This window comes from Methylotenera sp. (assembly GCF_030684185.1).
GTDB lineage: Bacteria > Pseudomonadota > Gammaproteobacteria > Burkholderiales > Methylophilaceae > Methylotenera.
Genome location: NZ_JAUXOY010000023.1, coordinates 1 through 22579, shown reverse-complemented (window position 1 = coordinate 22579; position 22579 = coordinate 1). Strand labels below are relative to the sequence as shown.

At 43.0% G+C, this 22579-nt stretch carries 24 protein-coding genes; 18 read left to right on the top strand and 6 right to left on the bottom strand.

Features of this window, described 5'->3' with window-relative positions:
- The first annotated feature begins 179 nt into the window (after window positions 1–179).
- From proC to Q8J82_RS09335, 3 genes are read left to right on the top strand one after another with little or no spacing between them, the layout of a single operon-like run.
- Complete coding sequence (gene proC / locus Q8J82_RS09345) at window positions 180–998, top strand: pyrroline-5-carboxylate reductase (protein WP_304890851.1); 819 nt, start codon at window positions 180–182, stop codon at window positions 996–998.
- A complete protein-coding gene (locus Q8J82_RS09340) occupies window positions 979–1563 on the top strand; it encodes a YggT family protein (RefSeq protein WP_305328181.1) in 585 nt (194 codons plus the stop codon). Before proC ends, Q8J82_RS09340 begins: the two co-directional genes overlap by 20 nt.
- Before the next feature lie 19 nt (window positions 1564–1582).
- Window positions 1583–3655: a dynamin family protein gene (locus Q8J82_RS09335; RefSeq protein WP_305252074.1), complete on the top strand. Its 2073-nt coding sequence runs from the start codon at window positions 1583–1585 to the stop codon at window positions 3653–3655.
- Window positions 3656–3690: 35 nt separating this feature from the next.
- Here Q8J82_RS09335 and rng read toward each other — a convergent pair whose 3' ends face one another.
- Together rng and Q8J82_RS09325 are read right to left on the bottom strand one after the other, a co-directional pair.
- Window positions 3691–5142, bottom strand: coding sequence for a ribonuclease G (gene rng, locus Q8J82_RS09330; RefSeq protein WP_304890848.1), 1452 nt, complete (start codon window positions 5140–5142; stop codon window positions 3691–3693).
- Window positions 5143–5219: 77 nt separating this feature from the next.
- Window positions 5220–5822 (bottom strand): nucleoside triphosphate pyrophosphatase, encoded by a 603-nt coding sequence (locus Q8J82_RS09325; protein WP_305328182.1) that lies wholly within the window; start codon window positions 5820–5822, stop codon window positions 5220–5222.
- A 185-nt stretch (window positions 5823–6007) separates the two neighbouring features.
- On the opposite strand from Q8J82_RS09325, the gene Q8J82_RS09320 reads away from it, so the two are divergent.
- The 4 genes from Q8J82_RS09320 to Q8J82_RS09305 all read left to right on the top strand — a co-directional run bounded on the left by Q8J82_RS09320 (window position 6008) and on the right by Q8J82_RS09305 (window position 9168).
- Entirely contained in the window at window positions 6008–6643 is a 636-nt protein-coding gene (locus tag Q8J82_RS09320; RefSeq protein ID WP_304908756.1) for a MarC family protein, read from the top strand.
- A 70-nt stretch (window positions 6644–6713) separates the two neighbouring features.
- Window positions 6714–7157: an NUDIX hydrolase gene (locus tag Q8J82_RS09315; RefSeq protein ID WP_305328180.1), complete on the top strand. Its 444-nt coding sequence runs from the start codon at window positions 6714–6716 to the stop codon at window positions 7155–7157.
- Between the two features lie 63 nt (window positions 7158–7220).
- The gene (gene mnmA, locus Q8J82_RS09310; RefSeq protein ID WP_370690410.1) at window positions 7221–8312 is read left to right on the top strand and encodes a tRNA 2-thiouridine(34) synthase MnmA; all 1092 of its coding nucleotides are present in this window, start codon (window positions 7221–7223) and stop codon (window positions 8310–8312) included.
- Between the two features lie 517 nt (window positions 8313–8829).
- Window positions 8830–9168 carry a hypothetical protein gene (locus Q8J82_RS09305; protein WP_305328179.1) on the top strand — a complete coding sequence of 113 codons (339 nt, stop codon included), beginning with the start codon at window positions 8830–8832 and terminating at the stop codon, window positions 9166–9168.
- Here Q8J82_RS09305 and Q8J82_RS09300 read toward each other — a convergent pair.
- Entirely contained in the window at window positions 9165–9794 is a 630-nt protein-coding gene (locus tag Q8J82_RS09300; protein ID WP_305326607.1) for a glutathione S-transferase N-terminal domain-containing protein, read from the bottom strand. The genes Q8J82_RS09305 and Q8J82_RS09300 overlap by 4 nt on opposite strands.
- 60 nt (window positions 9795–9854) lie before the next feature.
- Between Q8J82_RS09300 and nadC the strand changes: the two genes are divergently transcribed.
- The 6 genes from nadC to asd all read left to right on the top strand — a co-directional run bounded on the left by nadC (window position 9855) and on the right by asd (window position 16998).
- Window positions 9855–10739 carry a carboxylating nicotinate-nucleotide diphosphorylase gene (nadC, locus tag Q8J82_RS09295; protein WP_305326606.1) on the top strand — a complete coding sequence of 295 codons (885 nt, stop codon included), beginning with the start codon at window positions 9855–9857 and terminating at the stop codon, window positions 10737–10739.
- A 19-nt stretch (window positions 10740–10758) separates the two neighbouring features.
- Window positions 10759–12543: a GspE/PulE family protein gene (locus Q8J82_RS09290; RefSeq protein ID WP_304908759.1), complete on the top strand. Its 1785-nt coding sequence runs from the start codon at window positions 10759–10761 to the stop codon at window positions 12541–12543.
- A 168-nt stretch (window positions 12544–12711) separates the two neighbouring features.
- Window positions 12712–14427: an acetolactate synthase 3 catalytic subunit gene (locus Q8J82_RS09285; protein WP_304908760.1), complete on the top strand. Its 1716-nt coding sequence runs from the start codon at window positions 12712–12714 to the stop codon at window positions 14425–14427.
- A complete protein-coding gene (ilvN, locus tag Q8J82_RS09280; RefSeq protein ID WP_304908761.1) occupies window positions 14427–14918 on the top strand; it encodes an acetolactate synthase small subunit in 492 nt (163 codons plus the stop codon). Before Q8J82_RS09285 ends, ilvN begins: the two co-directional genes overlap by 1 nt.
- Window positions 14919–14985: 67 nt before the next feature.
- Window positions 14986–16002, top strand: a complete 1017-nt coding sequence (gene ilvC, locus Q8J82_RS09275; protein ID WP_305328178.1) for a ketol-acid reductoisomerase — start codon at window positions 14986–14988, stop codon at window positions 16000–16002.
- A gap of 141 nt (window positions 16003–16143) precedes the next feature.
- Window positions 16144–16998, top strand: a complete 855-nt coding sequence (gene asd / locus Q8J82_RS09270; RefSeq protein WP_305328177.1) for an archaetidylserine decarboxylase — start codon at window positions 16144–16146, stop codon at window positions 16996–16998.
- A gap of 195 nt (window positions 16999–17193) precedes the next feature.
- Here asd and Q8J82_RS09265 read toward each other — a convergent pair whose 3' ends face one another.
- Window positions 17194–17679 carry an RNA pyrophosphohydrolase gene (locus Q8J82_RS09265; protein ID WP_305328176.1) on the bottom strand — a complete coding sequence of 162 codons (486 nt, stop codon included), beginning with the start codon at window positions 17677–17679 and terminating at the stop codon, window positions 17194–17196.
- 101 nt (window positions 17680–17780) lie between these two features.
- On the opposite strand from Q8J82_RS09265, the gene Q8J82_RS09260 reads away from it, so the two are divergent.
- On the top strand, window positions 17781–18764 hold the full coding sequence (locus tag Q8J82_RS09260) for a YncE family protein (protein ID WP_305328175.1): 984 nt from the start codon (window positions 17781–17783) through the stop codon (window positions 18762–18764).
- 316 nt (window positions 18765–19080) lie between these two features.
- Entirely contained in the window at window positions 19081–19617 is a 537-nt protein-coding gene (locus Q8J82_RS09255) for an SRPBCC family protein (protein WP_305326602.1), read from the top strand.
- A 278-nt stretch (window positions 19618–19895) separates the two neighbouring features.
- Here the strand turns inward: Q8J82_RS09255 and Q8J82_RS09250 are convergent, their stop codons facing one another.
- Window positions 19896–20300 carry a type II toxin-antitoxin system VapC family toxin gene (locus Q8J82_RS09250; protein WP_305326601.1) on the bottom strand — a complete coding sequence of 135 codons (405 nt, stop codon included), beginning with the start codon at window positions 20298–20300 and terminating at the stop codon, window positions 19896–19898.
- Between the two features lie 12 nt (window positions 20301–20312).
- On the bottom strand, window positions 20313–20546 hold the full coding sequence (gene vapB, locus Q8J82_RS09245; RefSeq protein WP_305328174.1) for a type II toxin-antitoxin system VapB family antitoxin: 234 nt from the start codon (window positions 20544–20546) through the stop codon (window positions 20313–20315).
- Window positions 20547–20849: 303 nt separating this feature from the next.
- On the opposite strand from vapB, the gene Q8J82_RS09240 reads away from it, so the two are divergent.
- The 3 genes from Q8J82_RS09240 to Q8J82_RS09230 all read left to right on the top strand — a co-directional run bounded on the left by Q8J82_RS09240 (window position 20850) and on the right by Q8J82_RS09230 (window position 22308).
- Window positions 20850–21062 carry a CopG family transcriptional regulator gene (locus Q8J82_RS09240; RefSeq protein ID WP_305328173.1) on the top strand — a complete coding sequence of 71 codons (213 nt, stop codon included), beginning with the start codon at window positions 20850–20852 and terminating at the stop codon, window positions 21060–21062.
- Window positions 21056–21421 carry a type II toxin-antitoxin system VapC family toxin gene (locus tag Q8J82_RS09235; RefSeq protein WP_305328172.1) on the top strand — a complete coding sequence of 122 codons (366 nt, stop codon included), beginning with the start codon at window positions 21056–21058 and terminating at the stop codon, window positions 21419–21421. The genes Q8J82_RS09240 and Q8J82_RS09235 overlap by 7 nt, the downstream gene beginning before the upstream one ends.
- 422 nt (window positions 21422–21843) lie before the next feature.
- Window positions 21844–22308, top strand: coding sequence for a prepilin-type N-terminal cleavage/methylation domain-containing protein (locus Q8J82_RS09230; RefSeq protein ID WP_305328171.1), 465 nt, complete (start codon window positions 21844–21846; stop codon window positions 22306–22308).
- The last annotated feature ends 271 nt before the right edge of the window (window positions 22309–22579 follow it).

Here is a 22579-nt window from a genome sequence, read left to right as displayed (position 1 = left end):
CCTTTGCAAAAGTGTTTAGTGTGGATAAAGTACAAGGCGCACGGAACACAGAAACCGAGATAGTACGCGGTGTACAGCGAGGTTGCGAGTACCGCGCAACGCAGTAATTTGCCGCAATAAATACTTTTGCAAAGGTCTCTTAATAATAAAAAATTGGTTAAATTGGGATAGATAAACGAATGAATATTAGTTTTATTGGTGGCGGCAACATGGCACGCGCCATTATCTGTGGCTTGAAAAATAACGGCTTTGATGTGACTTCAATTACAGTCATTGAGCCTGATGAGCAAAAACGCGCATCATTATTCAAAGAGCTTAATGTACGAGTAAGTGACAGTTATGTCGAAAATAGCAACACTGGCATACTCGATGATGTCGTTGTTTTAGCGGTAAAGCCACAACAGCTGAGAGATGTATGTAAGCAATTGGCCCCTACTTTACAATCTCAGCTTGTCATTTCAATTGCGGCAGGCATTCGAAGTGCCGATATTTCTCGCTGGCTAGGCAACTATCAAGCCATCGTTAGGGTTATGCCAAACACACCGGCGCAGATTCAAGCTGGCGTTTCAGCGTTATATGCAGTTACTGGCGTCAGCCAACAACAACGCGATCAAGCCACGACAATTTTAGCAGCGGTAGGGACAACACTTTGGTTAGATAATGAAGCAAAAATGGATGCAGTCACAGCAATATCAGGTAGCGGCCCAGCCTATGTGTTTTACTTAATCGAGGCGCTGCAAGAAGCCGCGATTGGCTTAGGGCTTAATGCAGACGAGGCCAAAATATTAACATTACAAACATTTGCCGGCGCGAGTTTACTCGCGGTGCAAAGCGCTACCGATGTTAAAACACTGCGTGAACAAGTAACCTCTAAAGGTGGTACTACTGAGCAAGGCTTACTTGTTTTAGAAACTGCCAATATCAAAAATACCATCATGCTTGCAGCCACGGCGGCGGCGGCTAAATCACGTACTTTAGGTGACGACCTTGCTAAATAACTCATTGATATTTTTAATAAAAACATTGTTAGACCTGTTAACACTCGCATTCTTACTACGTTTTTATTTCCAATTAACGAAAGTCCCATTTCAAAATCAGGTAGCGCAACTTATTGTTACGCTGACTAATTTTGCAGTTAAGCCGGCACGGAAAGTGATCCCCAGTTTCGGAAAGTTAGACATTTCCACGCTGCTACTCGCCTTCATTACACAATTTCTGCTCATAGTATGCATGCAATGGCTAAGAGGCTTTCCATTGTTAATTGCCGGCAGCAGTGTTTGGCTCACCCTGGTTGCAATCGCCCTTATAGGTGTAATCAGCCTGAGCCTCACTATTTTCTTGTATGCGGTGTTGATACAAGCAGTTTTAAGCTGGATTAATCCACATACGCCGATTGCGCCCATCCTTAATAATTTAACAAACCCCATATTACACACCATGAGAAGATTTATTCCCTTAGCTGGAAATTTCGACTTAACCCCCCTCATTTTTATTATCACGGCACAGTTATTGCTAACTACAATATTGATTCCTTTGGAAAATAACTTATTATTGACTTTGTAAGTTAATATTAGATGACATTATGAGCACTCAAATTACCGACAGCGTACCTAATCAGCAAGGCCTTGTTGCCTCAAGCTTAAACACAAAAATATCCGAATATAGTGAGTGGAGAGAGACTCTGACTGCCACTATAGATGAATATATTGACTGGTTAGGTTATTCAGATTCGCTAGACGCAATACAAGAACTAAGGCTTTACGACATTAAAGAAATCTTGAAAAAAGACCAATTAGTGATGGCGTTCTTGGCGGAATTCTCACGTGGAAAAACTGAAACCATCAATGCACTGTTTTTTTCCGACTTTAACCAACGACTTTTACCGAGCGCACCTGGACGCACAACAATGTGCCCAACAGAAATATTTTGGGATTCACGTGAAGAAGCCTGCATCAAGCTACTGCCTATTGAAACCAGACAAACAGACGACACGCTGACTTATCTAAAAACAACTCCTGACATTTGGCATAAAATCCGTTTAGATATTACCTCACCTGATGCTATGAAAGAGGCGCTCAAAGCCTTAGTGCAAAAAAGAGAAGTCGATCTGGAAACAGCAAAGTCACTTGGTTTCTGGAATGAAAATGACCCAGGTATGCGCCGTTTACTTGCAGAAAAAGGCACGGTAGAAATACCTGTATGGCGGCATGCTCTCATCAACTATCCGCATCCATTACTTAGAAATGGCCTAGTCGTCATTGACACCCCAGGGCTCAACACCATGGGCGCTGAACCTGAACTTACACTTAGCATTATACCTAATGCACACGCGGTGCTTTTCTTGACGGCAACCGATACCGGCATTACTAAATCTGACATGCAAATTTGGTCAGAATACGTGCAAAAACGTGCTGCTCATAAACTGGTGGTACTCAATAAAATAGATATTCTTTGGGACGGACTTGAATCAGAAGCTGAAGTTGAGGCGCTCATTCAAAAACAAATCCAAAATACCGCACGTGAATTAGGTTTAGATGCACGCAATATTTTTGCCATGTCTGCTCAAAAGGCATTGGTAGCCAAAATCAGAAAAGATGCTGCATTACTGAAACGTAGTGGTATCGGCATGCTGGAAGATGCACTTGCAAATCAACTAATAGAATCTAAACACGAAATTCTAGGACGAGCAGTCGTTACAGAATGTTCAAATATGATACGTTCATCACGCAAAATTGCGCAGATGCGTATCACCACCATTAAAAGTCAACTTGCAGAACTTAAAGAGATTCAAAACCAGAACCGTGATGCATCAAAGGAAATTTTGGCTAACGTGGTCGCTGAACGTAAGCGCTACGAGGCTTCAGTTCTCACGTTTAATCAAGGCAGTGAGAAAATCAAACGCCTGAGTGACAAGCTCTTACGCCATCTTAGTCTCGGTTTTTTAGATACCACTTTAGAGCAGGCTAAACAGGATATGGGCGACAGCTGGACTACGGTTGGATTAAATCGCAGCATACGAGAGCTTACTCGGTTAGCCATTAACCTTGCCGAGGAAATTCAGGTTGAATCTGGCACCATTAAAAAACATGCTGATGATTTATACCACTTATTCTGGAGCAAACACAGTTTTGAAAAAACCGAAGCTATTGAGCTTAATATGAACAACTTCATTCAGAATATGCAGGCATTGGAAAAAATCACCAATGACTTTTGCACTGATCCTGTCAATGTACTGACGGAAAAACGCTTTTTAATTCGCAAGTTCTATTTAGGTCTTGGCGCTCAAATTCAAGCCAATTTTGAGCAAGCCAACTTGGATTGTAATCTTTGGTTGAATGCAGTCATCGGTGAACTTAAAACCCAAATCAGCTCACATAAAAAATCACTTGATAAACGTGCTGAGTCACTGATGGAGTCACACGACAGTGCCGACAAACTCATTAAAAACCTGGAATCTTCAGAAAAAGATTTCTCAAAACTATTACAGCAATCTAATCAGCTTGATGCCATTTTGCTTAAACTCATGCGCTGCGCTAAGTTCGATGCAAACAAACCCAATCCTGGTACATTAAATTCAACTAAAATTGGTGCCACGGATTTTAATCAAACGGTGCTATTGCATGACGCACCTTATATTGGCGGAAAATCCAGCTAATGACGGCTTTTTGATGCACGGTTTAAGAATATTCACTACATCAAGATAATATCGAACGACTCTTGGCTGTAGTTAGGCTCAATCAGTAATGAAATTGGTTTCCCAATAAAATCTGATAGATTCGCCAAACTTTGTGATTCTTCATCTAGCAGCATATCTATCACTTTTGGCGCTGCCAGCACCCGCAGTTCGCGGGCATTAAACTGCCGAGCTTCTCGTAGTAACTCACGTAAAATCTCATAACAGACGGTTTGCGCTGTTTTCAGCTCACCTCGGCCTTGGCACGCGGCGCAAGGCTCACACAGTATATGCGCCAAACTTTCACGCGTACGTTTACGGGTCATCTCTACCAAACCCAACGGCGTAAAACCATTGACGCCGATGCGGGATCGGTCTCGTGCAACTGCTTTTTGTAATTCTTCTAACACGGCCTCACGCTGCGTATCTTCATCCATGTCAATAAAATCTACGATGATAATGCCGCCCAAATTTCTTAAACGTAATTGGCGGGCAATACATTGCGCTGCCTCAAGATTAGTTTTGAAGATGGTATCTGACAAATTTTTGCCACTGACGAAACTACCAGTATTCACATCTACCGTAGTTAACGCTTCAGTTTGATCAAAAATCAAATATCCGCCTGACTTAAGCTGCACTTTGCGTGACATCGCGTTTTCAATTTCTTGCTCTATGCTGTACAAATCAAATAATGGACGTTCACCTGAATAATGCACCAATTTGTCTAACGCAGTAATCGCGTATAAATTCGCAAACTCAACCAGCTTTTGGTAAGTTTCACTAGAATCTATACGTACCGCTTCAGTATCAGCACATATCACATCGCGTAAAACGCGCATGGGTAAATTTAAATCCTGAAAAACCAGAGATCGATCAGGCCTAGTCTTATATTTTGCAGAAATATGCGCCCATGTTTTGGTCAGATAATCTATATCTGCCAGCAACTCAGCATCTGTGGCGGTTTCGGACATGGTTCTAATAATATATCCGCCTACACTTTTTTCCGGGAGTAAGCCTATCAAACGCGCCTTTAGTTGTTCACGCTCAAGTTCATTATCTATGCGTTGCGATACACCAATATGATCTTGTTGCGGCAAATATACTAAGAATCGCCCGGCGATGCTTATCTGAGTGGTCAACCGCGCACCTTTTGTACCAATCGGTTCCTTAATCACCTGCACCATCAAAGACTGGCCTTCATGCAACACCTCTTGAATGGGCAATTGGGCATCTGATTGACCACATTCAAAAATATCACCAACGTGCAAAAAAGCGGCACGTTGCAAACCCATTTCGACAAAGGCAGACTGCATGCCTGGCAACACGCGGCACACAACACCGCGGTAAACATTGCCCACCAATCCTAATGATGAGCTACGCTCGATTTGCAACTCTTGCACAACACCATTTTCCATCATGGCAATGCGTGTTTCTTGCGGCGTTACGTTAATTAGTATTTCTTCACTCAATTTTAATTCTCTTTTAACTTAATATTTAAATGCTTAGTGCATATATTGAAACTTTTATTTTCATCCAAAAAACACTATTAGTAAGTGCTAACGCCATGCTTTCTAAGCAAATCGGCTGTTTCATATAGTGGCAAACCCATCACACCTGTATAACTGCCCTCTATACGCTTAATCCATGCGCCTGCTGCGCCTTGTATGCCATAGCTACCCGCTTTATCGCGATGTTCGCCTGTGGCGATATAGGCATCAATTTGAGCCGCCGACAATGCCATCATTTCAACCACGGTAGTCGATAATACCACTTCAATCTCGTAGTTAAATGCTAGCGCTACCGCAGTATGTACCAGATGCAAACTGCCAGATAAGTTTTGCAGCATAGTAAGCGCATCATTATCATCCTCGGGCTTGCCTAGAACAGATCCAGCTAACACAACCGTTGTATCAGCGGCTAAAACCGGATGCGCTCGCTGAACAACGGTTAAACGCTGAAAGCAAGCCTCTGCTTTTTGCTGGGCTAATCTTGTGACATATTGCTCAGGAGATTCATTAGCAATTTGTGTTTCATCTATATCAGCAGGTAGCGTCTCACACCGCACGCCGATTTGTTTTAATAGTTCCACTCGTCGAGGACTGCGAGAAGCGAGATAAACGAATGGTAGTACATCAAATTTCTGGCTCATCATTATTTATTGACTCAAAAATTTAATAACTAACGTCTGCATACTGAATTTATTCATACTCAACTTTTACTTACCCAATTTTCAGCTTACCCATATGGGCACTTTAATTTACTATACTGATATTAACAAAGCTTTAATGAAAAAAGCTTCATTTTTCAACTGAGCATCCAATTTAAGGGCTATGTATGACTGACTGGCCAGCACTTCTCAAAGTGACTATTGCATTATTTGCCATTGTGAACCCAATTGGCAGCATACCTATTTTCATCAGCGCAACTGATGGCTGGAGCAGGCAGGAGCGTGCTAAAACAGCTAAAACCGTCGCAATCACTGTATTTATTGTACTTGCTGTTTCTGCATTTTTAGGCGATAAAATTCTCGATTTTTTTGGCATTAGCATTCCTTCATTTCAGGTTGGCGGGGGCATTTTGCTCATGCTGATTGCCATCTCCATGATGCACGGTAAGCAAAGCGGCACACGCCAAACCCCTGAAGAAGCGCAAACAATGGCGGAGCGTAATGTAATTGCTATAGTTCCGTTGAGCATACCCTTGCTTGCTGGCCCCGGTGCAATCAGTAGTATGATAATTGCAGCGCAACAAACCAGTAGCTTTACTGGTCATTTGTCTTTGATTGCACCTATTTTCATCATCGCCATCATCATTTGGCTGGTGCTCCGCTTGGCTGTAGGCATATCACTTAAACTTGGTACCATAGGTATCAATATTGTTACACGTTTAATGGGTTTGATTTTGGCTGCGATGGCAGTTGAGTTTGTAGCGCATGGCTTAATTGGCTTGTTTCCAAAACTAGCTAGTTAACGATGGTTTTATTCATAATTTCTAACCACTTCAGGTTAAAATAGTACAATTTTTTTTGAAAACTTGAATCATGCAATGGAAGCCACATGCCACCGTCGCGGCAATCGTAGAAGATAACGGAAAGTTCTTACTGGTTGAAGAAACCACTGATCGCGGCAATCGCTTTAATCAGCCTGCAGGTCATTTAGAAGATAATGAAACCTTAATTCAGGCCGTGATTCGTGAAACCTTAGAAGAAACCGCTTACGCATTTAAGCCAGAGTCATTGCTAGGTGTTTACCATTGGAAGCATGAGCATAACAACACCACCTATTTACGTTTTGCCTTTATCGGAAATGTGAGCAATCATCAGGCCAGCCTAGCGCTTGATGAAGGTATTATTCGCGCGGTATGGATGACTGCAGATGAAATTCGTAACAATGCCAACCTCATGCGCAGTCCACAAGTGATTACTTGTATTGAAGATTATTTATGTGGGCAAAAATTTCCGTTGGAAGTGCTTACTCACTTGTAACCCTTCGACAGGCTCAGGGACCAACCCGACGGGCTAAATATATTACACAAGGTCTAAAGTATTATGAAGAAAAAAATAGTCGTTGGTCTTTCTGGCGGGGTTGACTCATCGGTGACGGCTTTGTTGCTTAAAGAACAAGGTTATGAAGTCACAGGGCTTTTCATGAAAAATTGGGAAGATGACGACACTGATGAATACTGCTCAAGCAAGCAAGATTTAATTGATGCGGTATCTGTGGCCGATAAAATCGGCATCGACATTGAAGCCGTAAATTTCAGTGCTGAATATAAAGACCGTGTATTTGCCAACTTTTTAAGTGAATATAAAGCTGGCCGCACGCCCAACCCAGATATTTTATGCAACGCCGAGATTAAATTTAAAGCTTTTTTAGACCATGCCATGAGCTTAGGCGCAGACTTAATCGCCACTGGGCATTATGCGCAAGTACGTGAAAATCCACTCAAACCAGGATTATTTCAGTTAATGAAAGCCGATGATGGCAGCAAAGATCAAAGTTATTTTTTATATCGGCTTAATCAAGCACAACTATCTAAAACCTTATTCCCTCTCGGTCAATACTTAAAACGCGAAGTACGAGAAATTGCCCGCAGTGCCGGTTTAATCAACGCAGAGAAAAAAGACTCTACAGGCATTTGCTTTATTGGTGAACGACCTTTTCAAGAGTTTTTGAGTAAATACCTGCCACGCGAGCCAGGCGATATTAAAACGCCAGAAGGCAAATTAGTAGGTCATCACGAAGGCTTGATGTATTACACCCTAGGTCAACGCCAAGGCTTGAAAATAGGCGGCAGCCGTGAAAGCAACGGTGAACCGTGGTTTGTTGCAGCCAAAAACATGGATAAGAACGAATTGATTGTCGTGCAGGGACATCAACACCCGCTCCTGCTGAACGATGGTTTAAAAGCCAGTCAATTGACTTGGATTGATAACGAAGAGCCCATCACCAACTGGGTTTACGCAGCTAAAACACGTTATCGTCAGCCTGATGCGCCTTGTGAGATTGATCGCTTAACGCCAAACGAAGTTGAAATTAAATTTGGCCAAAAGCAATGGGCCATTACGCCTGGGCAGTCTGCCGTCGTCTATGAAAGCAATGTTTGCCTGGGCGGTGGCATTATCACCGCAGCTATTTAATAATAAGTTCGGTAGCATTGTTACTGAAGCAACTTTACTTAAAACTGTCCATATAAATTTTTTGATATGGCGTTTGGTTCAGCCTTTTACTTACACAAAGCTACGCTGCCAGCCTAGATAATACGAATTCTAGAATTGAGTTTACCTACGCTGTCGATAAATTTGGCTCTGCTGAAACCCGCGCACGCTTTGGGCAATAAATACAGCCAGAATTGATACAGCTAAAAAACTAAGACCCAAACTTAAAAAAGAATGGCGACATTGGAACAGTCATTCGCGCAACCTGCACAAGCAATTATTAAATGAGCTTGATGAGACGTTAGCTTCTGCCAAAAATTAAAAAATAGTGAGTTTTGCTGGTTAATTTTTTTGCATTAAAGCTTGCTCAAAACACAAGCAATATAAGTGTTGAAACGATGGTCTAAGCCCTAATCCACCTTTTGTTCGAGATTTTACAATTAAAGCAACAGCACTAAAATTATCTCATTTATTAAGTTGCTGGATTGCTGAGATTAACATGGCTTATGTCTTCAAAAATGCGCAAGGTAACATCGTGGGGAACTCATCAGAAAACCTAGGTGATGGCTGGGAGTTTATTGAAGGTGATGCCAAAGAGTATCTTGATTACCTGGAGAATTCGCTAGCTGAAAATGCGCCTTTCCGAGAAAGTGACATTCAATTGGCTCGTGTGCTGGAAGACTTAATCTCGATTTTAATTGATCGCGGCATGCTTCGGTTTACTGATTTCCCTCCAGCTGCGCAAAAGCGCCTGAATTACAGGCAATCAATGCGCAAAAAAAATAGACTTTCAGGCATCGTCGACGAAAGTCGAGATTTTTTTACCAGCTTGCTTTAAGCAACAGGCAAACTATCCTTAAACGACTGACGTTTAAGTAAAACAACATTTAACCGCTCTAAGTTTGAGTACTCTCCAGCTAGATTGATGACTGCGCCAAAGCGTAAGTTAATGTAGCCCAGCATACAACCTACGGCAATATCCGCCAAACTAAAAGTGCCATTCACGCACCAATTATTTTTGCCTATATTTTTGCTTTTACCAAACTCATCGTTAAGCGCTTGTAAGCCACGTCTAACCTTATCCATTTGACGTTCTATATTTACTGTGTCTTGCTTTTCTGCAGATTTACGTTGCTCCAGCATTGTTGTCACGGCAGCATCACACACGCCATCTGCGAGCGCCTCCCAGCGGCGCACTTTAATTTTTGCACCATGGTCTTGTGGAATCAAATGCGCCAAAGGTGTGCGATTATCCAGATATTCAACAATCACGCGCGAATCATACAAACTATCGCCATCAGGCAAAACCAATACTGGCACCTTACCTAACGGGTTGTATTGCTTTACAGGACAATCTGGCGCCGCCAATACCACTTCCTCAAGCGTCAATTCAATATGTTTTTCCGCTGCGACAATGCGTACTTTGCGTGCGTAAGGGCTATTAATGGTATATAAAAGTTTCATGTGAGTGGCTAAGCCGATTTTTACTGAAAATTATTGATTGATAGCATTATAATTCAAACCATGACGTTATTTAACCAATATTACCCACCAAATTCAACTGCCTTTAATGGCCTTGTTAATGACCAAGTAAAAAGCGCACTTGATGAAGACATAGGCACTGGTGACCTTACCGCGCTACTTGTGCCAGCCTCACAAGTTGTAACCGCCACGATTATCGTCCGCGAAACAGCCATTATCTGCGGAATTCCCTGGGTGAATGCCTGCTTTAACCAGGTAGATGCTCACGTAAAAATAAACTGGCAAGTGGCAGAAGGTGAACGCGCTCAAGCAAATCAAGTGTTGTGCGAAATTTCAGGTCCAGCACGTTCACTTTTGACGTCTGAACGCTGCGCACTTAATTTTTTACAAACGCTTTCTGCCACTGCAACGGAAACCAGCAAATATGTGGTAGCAATTACTGGCACACAAGCTCAAATTCTAGATACCCGCAAAACCATTCCCAATTTGCGCTTAGCGCAAAAGTATGCTGTTACAGTAGGTGGTGGCTATAATCAGCGCTTAGCCTTGTATGATGGCATTTTAATTAAAGAAAATCATATTGCCGCCGCAGGTAGTATTGGTGCTGTAATGGCGCAAGCATTTGCACTTAACTCAGGCAAAAGCATACAGATTGAGGTTGAAAATCTACAGCAGCTACAAGAGGCACTAAAGGCTGGCGCTACCAGCATATTATTGGATAACTTTGGTACTGCGTTATTGTGTGAGGCGGTTAATTTAAATAAACAATCTGGCAAGCGCGCTGTGTTAGAGGCTTCTGGCGGCATTACTTTAGAAAATGTTCGTGAGATTGCGTTGACGGGCATTGATAGAATTTCCATTGGATCAATCACAAAAAATATACAGGCAATTGATTTGTCTATGCGAGTTAAAACCCTGGCGCGTTAAAAAAGGATAGGTACCACCAATGAGCAAACCTTCGTCATTAAGCAATCCATCTGGTCGCCTGACCTTAGGCGACGTATTACGTATGCTGGTAAATGATGGCATTGTGGACAAAACAAATGCTGAAAAACTCTACAAAGATCGCAAACTTGATACTTCAAATTTGCATCCGCTGGTAGTAGTGGGTGAACAAAAATGGAAAAGTCTAAAACCTCCACATAAGGCCATTACCATTGAAGTCCTTTCCACATGGCTTGCAGAGCGTGCTGGGTTAGACTACTACCACATTGACCCGCTTAAACTTGACTTTGGGTCCGCCGCAAAAATAGTCTCTCAAGGTTATGCTGAACGATTAAGAATTATGCCGATTTCGGTTAAAAATGGTGAAGCAATCATTGCCACGACTGAGCCTTTTAGCCTCGACTGGATTACAGATCTTGAGCGCGTTTTAAAGATGAAGATAAAGCTGGTGATGGCAAATCCACTGGAAATCAGCCGCTACCTGCCAGAAATTTACAACTTAGCTAACTCAATGAATGCGGCAGACTTGGCAAAAGCCGGTCAAGTCGTCGGTGTACAAAATTTTGAACAACTCATTGAACTTGGCAAGGACAAAAATCTGGATGCCAATGAACAGCATGTGGTCAATATTGTAGACTGGCTATTCAAATACGCTTTTGAACAGCGCGCGAGTGACATTCATCTGGAACCGCGACGTAACATGGGCATCATGCGCTTTAGAATCGACGGCGTATTGCATCAGGTCTATCAGCTGCCTCCCAATATTATGAACGCCATCACCAGTCGCATTAAGCTGCTAGGCCGCATGGATATGGTTGAAAAACGCCGCCCACAGGATGGTCGCATCAAAACATTAAGCGCTGGAGGCTTAGAAGTCGAGCTGCGTTTATCCACTATGCCTACCGCGTTTGGTGAAAAATTAGTCATGCGGATTTTTGCACCTGAAGTATCTGAAAAAGGCTTTTTAGCGTTAGGTTTTGCCAAAGAACAAGCGAAAATCTGGGATAATTGGACCAAATCGCCAAATGGGATTATTTTGGTGACAGGGCCTACCGGCTCCGGTAAAACCACCACGCTTTACGCCACATTACGCACCCTTGCCACACCCGAAGTCAACGTATGCACGGTTGAAGAGCCAATTGAAATGGTAGAGCCCTTATTCAACCAAATGCAGGTGCAGCAAAATATCGGCTTAAACTTTGCATCAGGGATCCGCACGCTGATGCGGCAAGACCCTGACATTATCATGGTAGGTGAAATTCGAGATTTAGAAACTGCCGACATGGCGATTCAAGCAGCCCTTACAGGACACTTGGTATTATCTACATTGCATACTAATGATGCTCCATCTGCAATTACCCGTCTATTAGATTTAGGCGTGCCATCTTACCTTATTCACTCAACCGTGCTTGGCATCATGGCGCAGCGCTTGGTGAGAACGCTATGCCCTAGTTGCAAAGCACCAGAACCAATTGAGCAAAACAAATGGGATGCGCTGGTTGGTGATTTCAAGGTACCAAAACCTGCGCACTTATACAAACCCGTAGGCTGCTTAGAATGCCGCAATACAGGCTTTAGAGGCCGCAGCGGTATTTATGAAATGCTCACCATCACCCCGGCATTACGCAAACTGATCACACCGGAAACTGATTTAGCAAAACTCACTAAATTAGCCCGACAAGAAGGTATGCAACCACTGGTCATTAATGGTGCAGAAAAAATTGCCGCTGGGATCACTACTATTGAAGAACTAATGAAGGTAGCGCCACCGCTGGAAACTGATTAAAACCCTCATCGTATTCAATAATTGCAGTAGCACAATATCCAAATAAGCACTTCAATGCCATAAAACAGCATCTCGCCAACACTTCATTCTTGACCAAACAGGCTCAAACCGTTATTCTGTAGGGTTACCAAATAATATATAAATTTAAAAAATTTAATTAAAAGATTTATGGCAGATACTCAAAAAATCACGGGCGCAGAAATCCTCATTCGTTGCTTGGAACAAGAAAAAGTCAAATTCGTTTTTGGCTATCCAGGTGGCGCTGTGTTGCACATCTACGACGCGATTTACAACCAAAACCACTTTAAACACATACTTGTACGCCACGAGCAGGCCGCAGTACACGCGGCCGACGCATTCTCGCGCGCGACTGGAGAAGTGGGCGTTGCGCTGGTCACCTCAGGTCCTGGTGCCACTAATGCGATTACAGGTATAGCTACAGCGTATATGGATTCTATCCCGCTGGTAGTCATCAGCGGCCAGGTCCCCGTACCTGCAATTGGTTTAGATGCATTTCAAGAAGTGGACATGGTTGGCGTAACTCGCCCTTGTGTAAAGCATAATTTCTTGGTGAAAGATGTAAAAGACATCGCCATTACAATGAAAAAGGCTTTTCACATCGCAAAAACTGGCCGACCAGGCCCTGTGGTAGTGGACATTCCAAAAGATATTACTGCACATTTCGCTCAGTTTCATTATCCAGAAACAGTTGAAATGCGTTCATATAACCCGGTTACTAAGGGTCATAGCGGTCAAATCAAAAAAGCCGTTAAATTATTACTGGAAGCTAAACGCCCCATGGTTTATACGGGCGGCGGCATTGTATTGGGTGATGCAGCAGAACCCTTGGTTAAACTGGTTAGGGCATTAGGTGTGCCTGTCACCAATACATTAATGGGTTTAGGCGGCTATCCTTCTACCGACAAACAGTTTGTCGGTATGCTTGGCATGCACGGTACTTACGAAGCCAATATGGCGATGCAGGAATGTGATGTACTGTTAGCAGTTGGCGCACGGTTTGATGACCGCGTGATTGGCAACCCTGAACACTTCTTTAGCAAATCGCGAACCATTATTCATGTAGATATTGACCCTTCATCAATCTCTAAGCGTGTCAAAGTTGACGTGCCGATTGTGGGTGATGTGAAGTCTGTACTGGCTGAAATGAATGAACTTGTAGCTGCAGAAAAACCAAAACAATCCCCTGCGCTAAAAGCATGGTGGGAACAAATCGACACTTGGCGCAGCAAACTCTGCTTAAATTATGCCAACAACAATGGTTTAATCAAGCCACAATACGTGATTGAAAAGTTATGGGAAGTGACTAAAGGCGATGCTTATGTTACATCGGATGTAGGTCAACACCAGATGTGGGCGGCGCAGTACTACAAATTTGATAAACCACGTCGCTGGATTAACTCGGGCGGCTTAGGCACTATGGGCGTTGGCTTGCCTTATGCCATGGGCTGTCAGTTTGCTGACCCAACCGCGCAAGTAGCTTGCGTAACGGGTGAAGGCAGTATCCAGATGAATATTCAGGAGCTTTCTACCTGTAAACAGTATCATTTGCCGATTAAGGTGATTTTGCTCAATAACCGCTATTTAGGCATGGTGCGTCAATGGCAAGAGTTTTTCTACGAAAATCGCTACTCAGAATCATACATGGATAGCCTACCTGACTTTGTGAAACTTGCTGAGTCTTATGGCCATGTGGGGATGCAAATTACCAAGCCTGAGGACGTGGAAGGTGCCCTTAAAGAAGCTTTTGACATGAAGTCTCGCTTTGTATTTATGGACTTCATTACCGACCAAAAAGAAAATGTGTTCCCAATGATTGCCAACGGCAAAGGTTTATCTGAAATGATTCTGGCGGAGGACTTATAATGCGCCATATTATTTCATTGTTAATGGAAAATGAAGCGGGTGCACTCTCACGCGTGGCAGGCTTATTTTCTGCACGTGGTTATAACATTGAGTCACTTACGGTTGCACCGACAGAAGACCCGACATTGTCCCGTATGACCATAGTTACTTCAGGTTCAGAAGACGTCATCGAACAGATCATCAAGCAACTCAACAAACTGATTGATGTTGTAAAAGTGCTCGATTTAAACGATGGGAAGTTTATCGAGCGCGAATTGATGCTGGTCAAAGTCAAAGCAACTGGCGCATTTCGTGAAGAAATGAAGCGCATGTGCGATATTTTCCGTGGCCGTATTATCGATGTGGCCGACGGCAGCTTTACGATTGAGCTTACCGGCTCAGGTCACAAGCTAGATGCGTTTATCGAAAGTTTAGACAAAGCAGCAATTTTAGAAACAGTGCGGACTGGCGCTTCCGGCATAGGCCGCGGTGACCGTATTTTAAAAGTTTAAGTAAAAAAACACCCATTAAAACATCCCTATAATTTATTCAGCATTTGCATGAAAGGCATTAGAAGAAATGAAAGTTTATTACGATAAAGACGCAGACCTAAGTTTAATTAAAGGCAAAAAGGTAACTATCGTTGGTTACGGCTCACAAGGTCATGCACATGCTGCAAACCTTAAAGATAGCGGCGTAACAGTTACTATCGGCTTACGCAAAGGCGGCAGCTCATGGGCTAAAGCGGTTGCTGCCGGCCACAATACGTTAGAAATCGCTGATGCTGTAAAACAAGCGGATGTCGTGATGGTGCTGTTGCCAGATGAAACCATGGCTGGCATTTTCGATGCCGAAATTGCGCCAAACTTACAACAAGGCGCTGCATTGGCCTTTGCGCACGGTTTTAATATTCACTACAACCAAATTGTGCCACGTGCTGATTTAGATGTAATTATGATTGCACCAAAAGGTCCAGGCCACACCGTACGTTCAGAATACCTAAAAGGCGGCGGCGTACCTTCTTTAATCGCCGTGTACCAAGATAAATCAGGCAAAGCTAAAGATGTTGCACTTTCATACGCAGCAGCAAATGGCGGCACTAAAGGCGGCGTAATTGAAACTGATTTCCGCGAAGAAACAGAAACTGACTTATTCGGCGAACAAGCGGTTCTATGTGGTGGCGCGGTTGAATTAGTAAAAGCGGGTTTCGAAACCTTGGTAGAAGCAGGCTATGCGCCTGAAATGGCCTACTTTGAGTGCTTGCACGAATTGAAATTGATTGTAGATTTGATGTACGAAGGCGGCATTGCCAACATGAACTACTCAATTTCAAACAACGCGGAATACGGCGAATACGTGACTGGCCCACAAGTGATTAACGACCAATCACGCGCGGCGATGAAAACATGCCTGACTAACATTCAAAATGGCAACTACGCTAAACAGTTCATTTTAGAAGGTCGTACCAACTACCCAGAAATGACTGCACGTCGTCGTTTGAACGCTGCTCATCCTATCGAGCAAGTGGGTGGTCAATTACGCGCGATGATGCCGTGGATTGCTAAAAACAAATTAGTTGATCAATCTAAAAACTAATTTTTATTAGAAAAACAAAAAAGGGCAAAGCGATAATCGGTTTGCCCTTTTTTTATGACCTGACAATAAAGCCCTAATAAGGCTGGTCAGTTAAGACGAGCTAGACAAGAAATATCAATTACTCAAAAGGTTAATCTTAATATGAACATGGCTGTACTTTTACAATACATATTACCCAAACAAGACATTACCGCGCTTGCTGGAAAACTTGCCCATTTGCAAGGCGGCAAGGTCACCACATCCGTCATCTGCTGGTTCGTAAAACGTTACAACGTGAATATGGCCGAAGCGGAAAATCCAGACATTGCTTCATACAAAAGCTTTAACGACTTCTTCACCCGCCCACTCAAAAGTGGCGCGCGTCCACTAGCAAAAGCTGATTTTATTTGCCCTGTGGATGGCGCGATTAGCCAGTTTGGCAACATTGAAAAAGACCAGATTTTTCAGGCCAAGGGACACGCTTACTCAACTTCTGCATTAGTGGGTGGCGATAAAGCGTTAGCGAAAAAATTTGAAAATGGTCATTTTGCTTGCCTGTATCTAAGCCCTAAGGATTACCACCGCATACACATGCCTTGCGATGGCACACTAATAAGCATGACTTATGTACCAGGTGCTTTATTTTCTGTGAACCCAACCACAGCACAAGGTGTGCCTAGTTTATTTGCGCGCAACGAGCGTGTTGTGTGCGAATTTACATCTGCTCAACATGGTAGTTTTGTGATGGTATTAGTAGGGGCAACCATTGTAGGCAGCATGGCCACCGTTTGGCATGACGCTGACAAAGGCATCATTAACCCACCCCGCACCCGCAATACCAAAGTATGGACTTATGCCGATAAAAATATCACGCTAAAACAAGGTGATGAAATGGGCAGGTTTTTGCTAGGCTCTACCGTGGTGATGTTATTTGAAGAAGACGCGCTACAGATTAATGCCGACTGGCAACCAGCACGCGCTATTAAGTTGGGGGAAATGATGGGGGTTAAACCTTAGACTTGGGTTTGTAGGAGCGACGCCCCGTTTAGCAACTCTTGCCAGCTTGCTGGCTTTAGTGTTGATTATCAGCTTTCTCTGGCGCGAAGCAATGGCGCAATCGCGACGGGTCGTCGCTCCTACAAAAACGTGTTCCCTGAGCCTGTCGAAGGGCAATCCTTTTACCCTTCGACAGGCTCAGGGAACAGAAAATTATTACTTCACACCCTTATGATGTAAATGCGGCGCTAGCTCATTTAATGCAGACTCATACACACCGCGTTTGAATTCAATCACATCCTCAAGCGGAACCCAGTATTCACTCCAGCGCCATGCATCAAACTCAGGATGCTCGCTGGCACGCAAAGAAACATCACTATCGCGCCCTAGCATACGCAATAGATACCAAATTTGCTTTTGGCCTTTATAGCTGCCGCGATGCTCTCGCTTAACCCAGGTGGTAGGCACTTCATACCTAAGCCAATCTTTTGTGCGACCCAAAATTTGCACATGCTCAGGCTTTAAGCCCACCTCTTCCATTAGCTCACGATACATGGCCTGCTCTGGGCTTTCGCCATGGTTAATACCACCCTGCGGAAACTGCCAGGCATGCTCACGGATACGCTTACCCCAAAATACCTGATTGTTGGCGTTGCATATAATAATGCCAACATTCGGGCGAAACCCGTCTCGATCTAACATAACATGTTGTTGCCTAAATTATACTGTTTTAAAATATGGTGCAATTTTTGCATATTTCAGTCATTATTGAAAGCTAACATTGGCATATAAAGCGCAACCCTATGAATATCAACATAAAAATTTACAGTTTTATTTTATTGATTATCTCCACGATATTCAGCAGTGCCTGCAACTCAGTAACGATTGCCCCAAACAATCACTTTGCCTATATTACTAATCAAGGTGATAACACCGTGTCGGTCATCGACAGTCAAAAAAATCAAGTCATCAACACCATCAAAGTAGGCAAAGCGCCTGTAGGTGTTGCAGTATCCAGCCAGTTACAGCGGGCTTACATTTCAAATGTCGAAAGCCAGGATATTTCCGTTATCAACACGCAGAGTAATATGGTGACAGAAACGCTTAAAATTAAAGGCTCACCTGTAGGTCTGGCATTATCGCCAGACAGTAAAACGCTATATGTAGCCGATTGGTTTGATAATCGCGTGTTAGCCATTAGCACAGATACAAACCACACAACAAGAGAAGTGATCGTAGGCGATGCACCGGCAGGTTTGGTTGTTAGCCCAGACAATCAATGGCTATATGTGGCTAATCGCGACAGCAACGACATCGCAGTCATCGACACCACAACACTCTCCATTAAAAAACGTATTCCAGTAGGCAATCATCCTTTTGGGCTTACAGTCAGCGCGAGTGGATTATGGTTAGTCAGTGTCAATGTAAAAGAAGATACCGTAAGCATCATCAATACAAAAACAAACGATCAACAGAAAGTTAAAGTTGGCTACCACCCCTATTGTGCAGCCATGAGTTTGGATGAAAACACACTGTATGTTACAAACACCCAAGATGACAGCGTCACAGTGATTAATCTCGCCACAAAAAAGATAATTACCACCATTGAGGTTGGCAGTACACCGGAAGGCATCAGCATAGACTACGCCAACCACCGTGCCTATGTCGCTAACTGGGGCAGTAACAATGTCAGCGTAATTGATACTAAAACTAATAAGTTAGTAACGACCATTAAAACGGGGGATAAAAGCCGTGCATTCGGGCAATTTATATTGCACAAACAATAATCGAACAATTTGTATTGCCCGAATAATAAAAGTACAGTTTGTTTTGGGACGGTGATCTAAATATAGTGATCTAAATGTAGGAGCGCAATTTATTGCGCGAATGCGGTGTAGCACACAACCATCCAACCATCAGAGCTTCGCGATCTAAAGATCGCTCCTACTAATACCATGTCAACCTAGCCCGTATTACATCGTTTGTACAAATACAAGCGGCGATGCATTTTATAAAAGCTGGTTCTCATTTATAATGCCTTTTAGTTGTAGATAATTGTTTTTGAAAAATTCCTCTCAATTTGAGAGTCATGGAGATTAGTAAATGAAAAAGATTTTAGCGTTACTTGCACTTGGTTTAAGTGTTAGCTTAGTACCATTCACGGTTGCTGCACACGGCCCTTCACCACAAAAAGTTGAAAAAACCATCACCATCAAAGCTGATCCAGCTAAAGTTTGGGCAATCGTTAAAGATTTTGGCGGCATCCATAACTGGCACCCGGGCGTAGCCAGCACTAAAGTTGAAAAGAAAGGTGAAGAGACATTTAGAACGCTTACTTTTAAAGACGGTGGCCACGTGTATGAAAAACTGCGCAGCATTGATGATGCCAGCATGAAAATTAAATATGAAATCATTGAGGGCACCTTGCCACTTACAGACTACAACGCCAGCATGACTGTAGAAAAAGGCGACAAACCAGGAGAATCAAAAGTTATTTGGGTAGGCCGTTTCTACCGTTTATACAAACTTAACCCGCCAATTCCAGCAGGTCAGGATGACGAAACCGCTGTTAACGCTATTACAGGTATTTTTGACTCTGGCTTAGCTAACTTACAAAAGGTAGCTGAAGGCTCAAAGTAATAGGCCAGGGAGCTGGCGCAGGGCCTAGTACATCAAGCGATAAAAAACCTTGGTGGAAATTTTGGTAAAGTAACCTATCAGGTAACTGCCAAGCGTTAAACTAAAAAGGGATTGCAAATATGCGATCCCTTTTTTTGTAAATGCCACGCTTGCTAAGGATTTATGTAGGAGCGCAATTTATTGCGCGAAAGCGATGGTGATGGTGATTATTTAGATATATTGCATTCGCGATCTAAAGATCGCTCCTACATGCGACCTTTCAAGTTAATCTAGAATTATCACGGGTTAACCCAATTTTCTAATTGCAAAGCAGGTACCTTTACAAACTCTTTTAAATTATTCGTCACCAAAATAAGCCCTTCACTTCTGGCGTGTGCGGCAATGTGCAAATCATTCACACCAATCGGTTCACCTATTTTCTCTAGGCTAGCGCGTATCATGCCGTAATGCTGGGCGGCCTTCGGCGTGTAAGCTAGCACTTCTAATCGACTGCAAAAATCTTCAACCACCGCCAGGTTCTCGGCAGGCTTGCTGCTTTTTTCTGCCCCATGCAACAGCTCGGCTAAAGTAATAACAGAAATAGCCATGTGATGCGCTTGTTGATTAAACACCTGCAACACCTCAATAGGGCGACGCTTTAATATGTAAATAACAATATTCGTATCAAGTAAATAACGCAACATTACAGGATACCTCTACAGTGCTTCACGGTCTGCTTGCGTTTGTGTTGCGCGTGTTTCAAGAAAATCATCGGAGACACTTGCACTATTCAAGAAAAAACTATCCCAAGATTGCCCCACTGGCGAAATAATCCGCTCATTACCAAGCGCGCGAACATCCACGCGCTTAACATCACTAGGCAAACGCAGCTCACTTGGCAAACGCACGGCTTGTGTGCGATTGTTAATAAAAACTGTAGTAGCTGTCATAATTATGCCTTAAATAGTAATGTATATAGCACCAGTATATCTCAAATATAAAAAATAAAGCAAGCAGCCTTGACATGGCTTGTTAAGAACCAGTAGCCTCAATGCAACACAGTGTAGTGGGGTTAGCAGGCAAGTCACGTAGTGACTGCTCACAAATCGAGGGCGATATCTTGCTAGCGATAAAAATCCTTGGGGAGTTGCTAAGTTAGAAATTTTTATGTCTATTTGTATGGTAACGCTATTGCACGCGAACCTGCTATAGCATAATACGTGCATATATACATAACATATATAGGATATATCATGCGTACACTGATAGACATCCCCGAAAAACAAATCAATGAACTAGCAATTATTTGTAAGGCAAAAAATCTCCCTAGGACCGAAGTCATCCGTCAGGCGATTGTGGCTTATATTGCCAGCAATACACCATCTGCTAGCCAAGCATTTGGTTTGTGGTCAAAAAACGCAGTTGACGGATTGGATTATCAAGAAAAAGTACGCTCAGAATGGTAAAAGTATTACTAGACACTAATACCCTGATTGACTATTTAAATGGGATAGAAGCCGCAAAAATGGAACTAGAGCGGTTTGATAACAAAGCCATCAGCCAAATTACCTGGATGGAAGTAATGATAGGTACTACCGCCGAAACACAAGTGGCTACCAAACTGTTTCTTGCCACATTTGAATTACTTAATATTGATGACGCAGTATCAACGCGCGCCGTTATTTTGCGTCAAACCAAGCGCGTTAAACTGCCAGATGCAATCATTTGGGCAACAGCACAGGTTAATGATAGATTGCTCATCACCCGCAACAGCAACGATTTTGCGCCCAATGAGCCTGGCGTTCTTGTTCCGTATCAACTTTAAAAACATTGCACTGCTTTTTCATACATTCAAAATTTTAAAGTGACCGATTTTGTTAGCATGTGACAATTTTTGTCAGTGTAAATTAACATAAGCGGGGGAAATCCCGCTTTTTTTATGTGTTTGCAAATATCTCACGGCATCTATAATTACTGTACAGTCGCTCACTTTTTCATACTCGCCTATCGGCAACAGCAAAATAGAAAAACGCACTATTAATGGATTACAGCCCTGTAGGAGCGATCTTTAGATCGCGAAAGCAATGTGATTGATAACCACCATTCTATTCGCGATCTAAAGATCGCTCCTACAAAATAAAAAAGTTGGCACGCCAATTGCATAATGTATTGCAAGCACTACAACGCGATACCCAGTGCTAAGTTTGTAGTGCACTAATTTTAATTTTTTATATAAAGGAATCAAAAATGAATCAAATTCAAAAAGGTTTTACCTTAATCGAGTTAATGATTGTTGTAGCAATTATTGGTATTTTGGCAGCGATTGCAATTCCGCAATACGGTGATTACACTTCACGTGCAAGAGCAGCTGGTGCTTTAGCTGAACTATCAGGCATTCAATCAAAAGTTGCTGAATGTTTAGATACATCTACTGCAGTTACTGCTTGCGATACTATGGCTGAAATTGGCATTACTTCATTAACCACTACACAAAATATTACTGCTGCTCCAGTTTTAGCTGTTTCAGGCACTGGTGTTAGTTTAACGGCCACTACAGGCGCAACTGCTTCTTCAGGTGGTGCTGCCTTAGTTTATGCTGCAACATATATTCCAGTTGCAGGTGCTTCAACGACTCGCTGGACAGCCACTGCAGCTTCAACAATATGTAATGCCTCACGTGGGTTCAAACCAGGCGTAGGCGGTTGCCCATAGAAGAGAAATGGGGTCAGACTCGAATTAACTCCTCTGTTTCAAATAAAACCCCACCGCTAGGTGGGTTTTTTTACATCCGCGAATTTGTGGTATGGCACGCCTACCCCGCTACAACGTCATTGATCAGCCGCAGCACATTATTCTGCGTGGTAATAATCGCAGCATTATTTTTGTGGGCGCCGGTTAAATGGGGTCGGACTCGATTTAATTCTTTACGCTTACACCTTTATAGGCTATATTTGCATTAATTAATTCGAGTCTGACCCCATTT

What these genes read in the sequence shown, in the direction of transcription:
- Q8J82_RS09240 (WP_305328173.1), top strand. Translation starts at nt 20,850, where the DNA reads ATGCGTACACTGATAGACATCCCCGAAAAACAAATCAATGAACTAGCA.
- Q8J82_RS09335 (WP_305252074.1), top strand. Translation starts at nt 1,583, where the DNA reads ATGAGCACTCAAATTACCGACAGCGTACCTAATCAGCAAGGCCTTGTT.
- Q8J82_RS09230 (WP_305328171.1), top strand. Translation starts at nt 21,844, where the DNA reads ATGAATCAAATTCAAAAAGGTTTTACCTTAATCGAGTTAATGATTGTT.
- Q8J82_RS09315 (WP_305328180.1), top strand. Translation starts at nt 6,714, where the DNA reads ATGCAATGGAAGCCACATGCCACCGTCGCGGCAATCGTAGAAGATAAC.
- Q8J82_RS09255 (WP_305326602.1), top strand. Translation starts at nt 19,081, where the DNA reads ATGAAAAAGATTTTAGCGTTACTTGCACTTGGTTTAAGTGTTAGCTTA.
- vapB (WP_305328174.1), bottom strand. Translation starts at nt 20,546, where the DNA reads ATGACAGCTACTACAGTTTTTATTAACAATCGCACACAAGCCGTGCGT.
- Q8J82_RS09305 (WP_305328179.1), top strand. Translation starts at nt 8,830, where the DNA reads ATGGCTTATGTCTTCAAAAATGCGCAAGGTAACATCGTGGGGAACTCA.
- Q8J82_RS09300 (WP_305326607.1), bottom strand. Translation starts at nt 9,794, where the DNA reads ATGAAACTTTTATATACCATTAATAGCCCTTACGCACGCAAAGTACGC.
- Q8J82_RS09250 (WP_305326601.1), bottom strand. Translation starts at nt 20,300, where the DNA reads ATGTTGCGTTATTTACTTGATACGAATATTGTTATTTACATATTAAAG.
- Q8J82_RS09325 (WP_305328182.1), bottom strand. Translation starts at nt 5,822, where the DNA reads ATGAGCCAGAAATTTGATGTACTACCATTCGTTTATCTCGCTTCTCGC.
- Q8J82_RS09285 (WP_304908760.1), top strand. Translation starts at nt 12,712, where the DNA reads ATGGCAGATACTCAAAAAATCACGGGCGCAGAAATCCTCATTCGTTGC.
- ilvC (WP_305328178.1), top strand. Translation starts at nt 14,986, where the DNA reads ATGAAAGTTTATTACGATAAAGACGCAGACCTAAGTTTAATTAAAGGC.
- Q8J82_RS09290 (WP_304908759.1), top strand. Translation starts at nt 10,759, where the DNA reads ATGAGCAAACCTTCGTCATTAAGCAATCCATCTGGTCGCCTGACCTTA.
- proC (WP_304890851.1), top strand. Translation starts at nt 180, where the DNA reads ATGAATATTAGTTTTATTGGTGGCGGCAACATGGCACGCGCCATTATC.
- Q8J82_RS09235 (WP_305328172.1), top strand. Translation starts at nt 21,056, where the DNA reads ATGGTAAAAGTATTACTAGACACTAATACCCTGATTGACTATTTAAAT.
- mnmA (WP_370690410.1), top strand. Translation starts at nt 7,221, where the DNA reads ATGAAGAAAAAAATAGTCGTTGGTCTTTCTGGCGGGGTTGACTCATCG.
- asd (WP_305328177.1), top strand. Translation starts at nt 16,144, where the DNA reads ATGAACATGGCTGTACTTTTACAATACATATTACCCAAACAAGACATT.
- Q8J82_RS09265 (WP_305328176.1), bottom strand. Translation starts at nt 17,679, where the DNA reads ATGTTAGATCGAGACGGGTTTCGCCCGAATGTTGGCATTATTATATGC.
- Q8J82_RS09260 (WP_305328175.1), top strand. Translation starts at nt 17,781, where the DNA reads ATGAATATCAACATAAAAATTTACAGTTTTATTTTATTGATTATCTCC.
- ilvN (WP_304908761.1), top strand. Translation starts at nt 14,427, where the DNA reads ATGCGCCATATTATTTCATTGTTAATGGAAAATGAAGCGGGTGCACTC.
- Q8J82_RS09320 (WP_304908756.1), top strand. Translation starts at nt 6,008, where the DNA reads ATGACTGACTGGCCAGCACTTCTCAAAGTGACTATTGCATTATTTGCC.
- nadC (WP_305326606.1), top strand. Translation starts at nt 9,855, where the DNA reads ATGACGTTATTTAACCAATATTACCCACCAAATTCAACTGCCTTTAAT.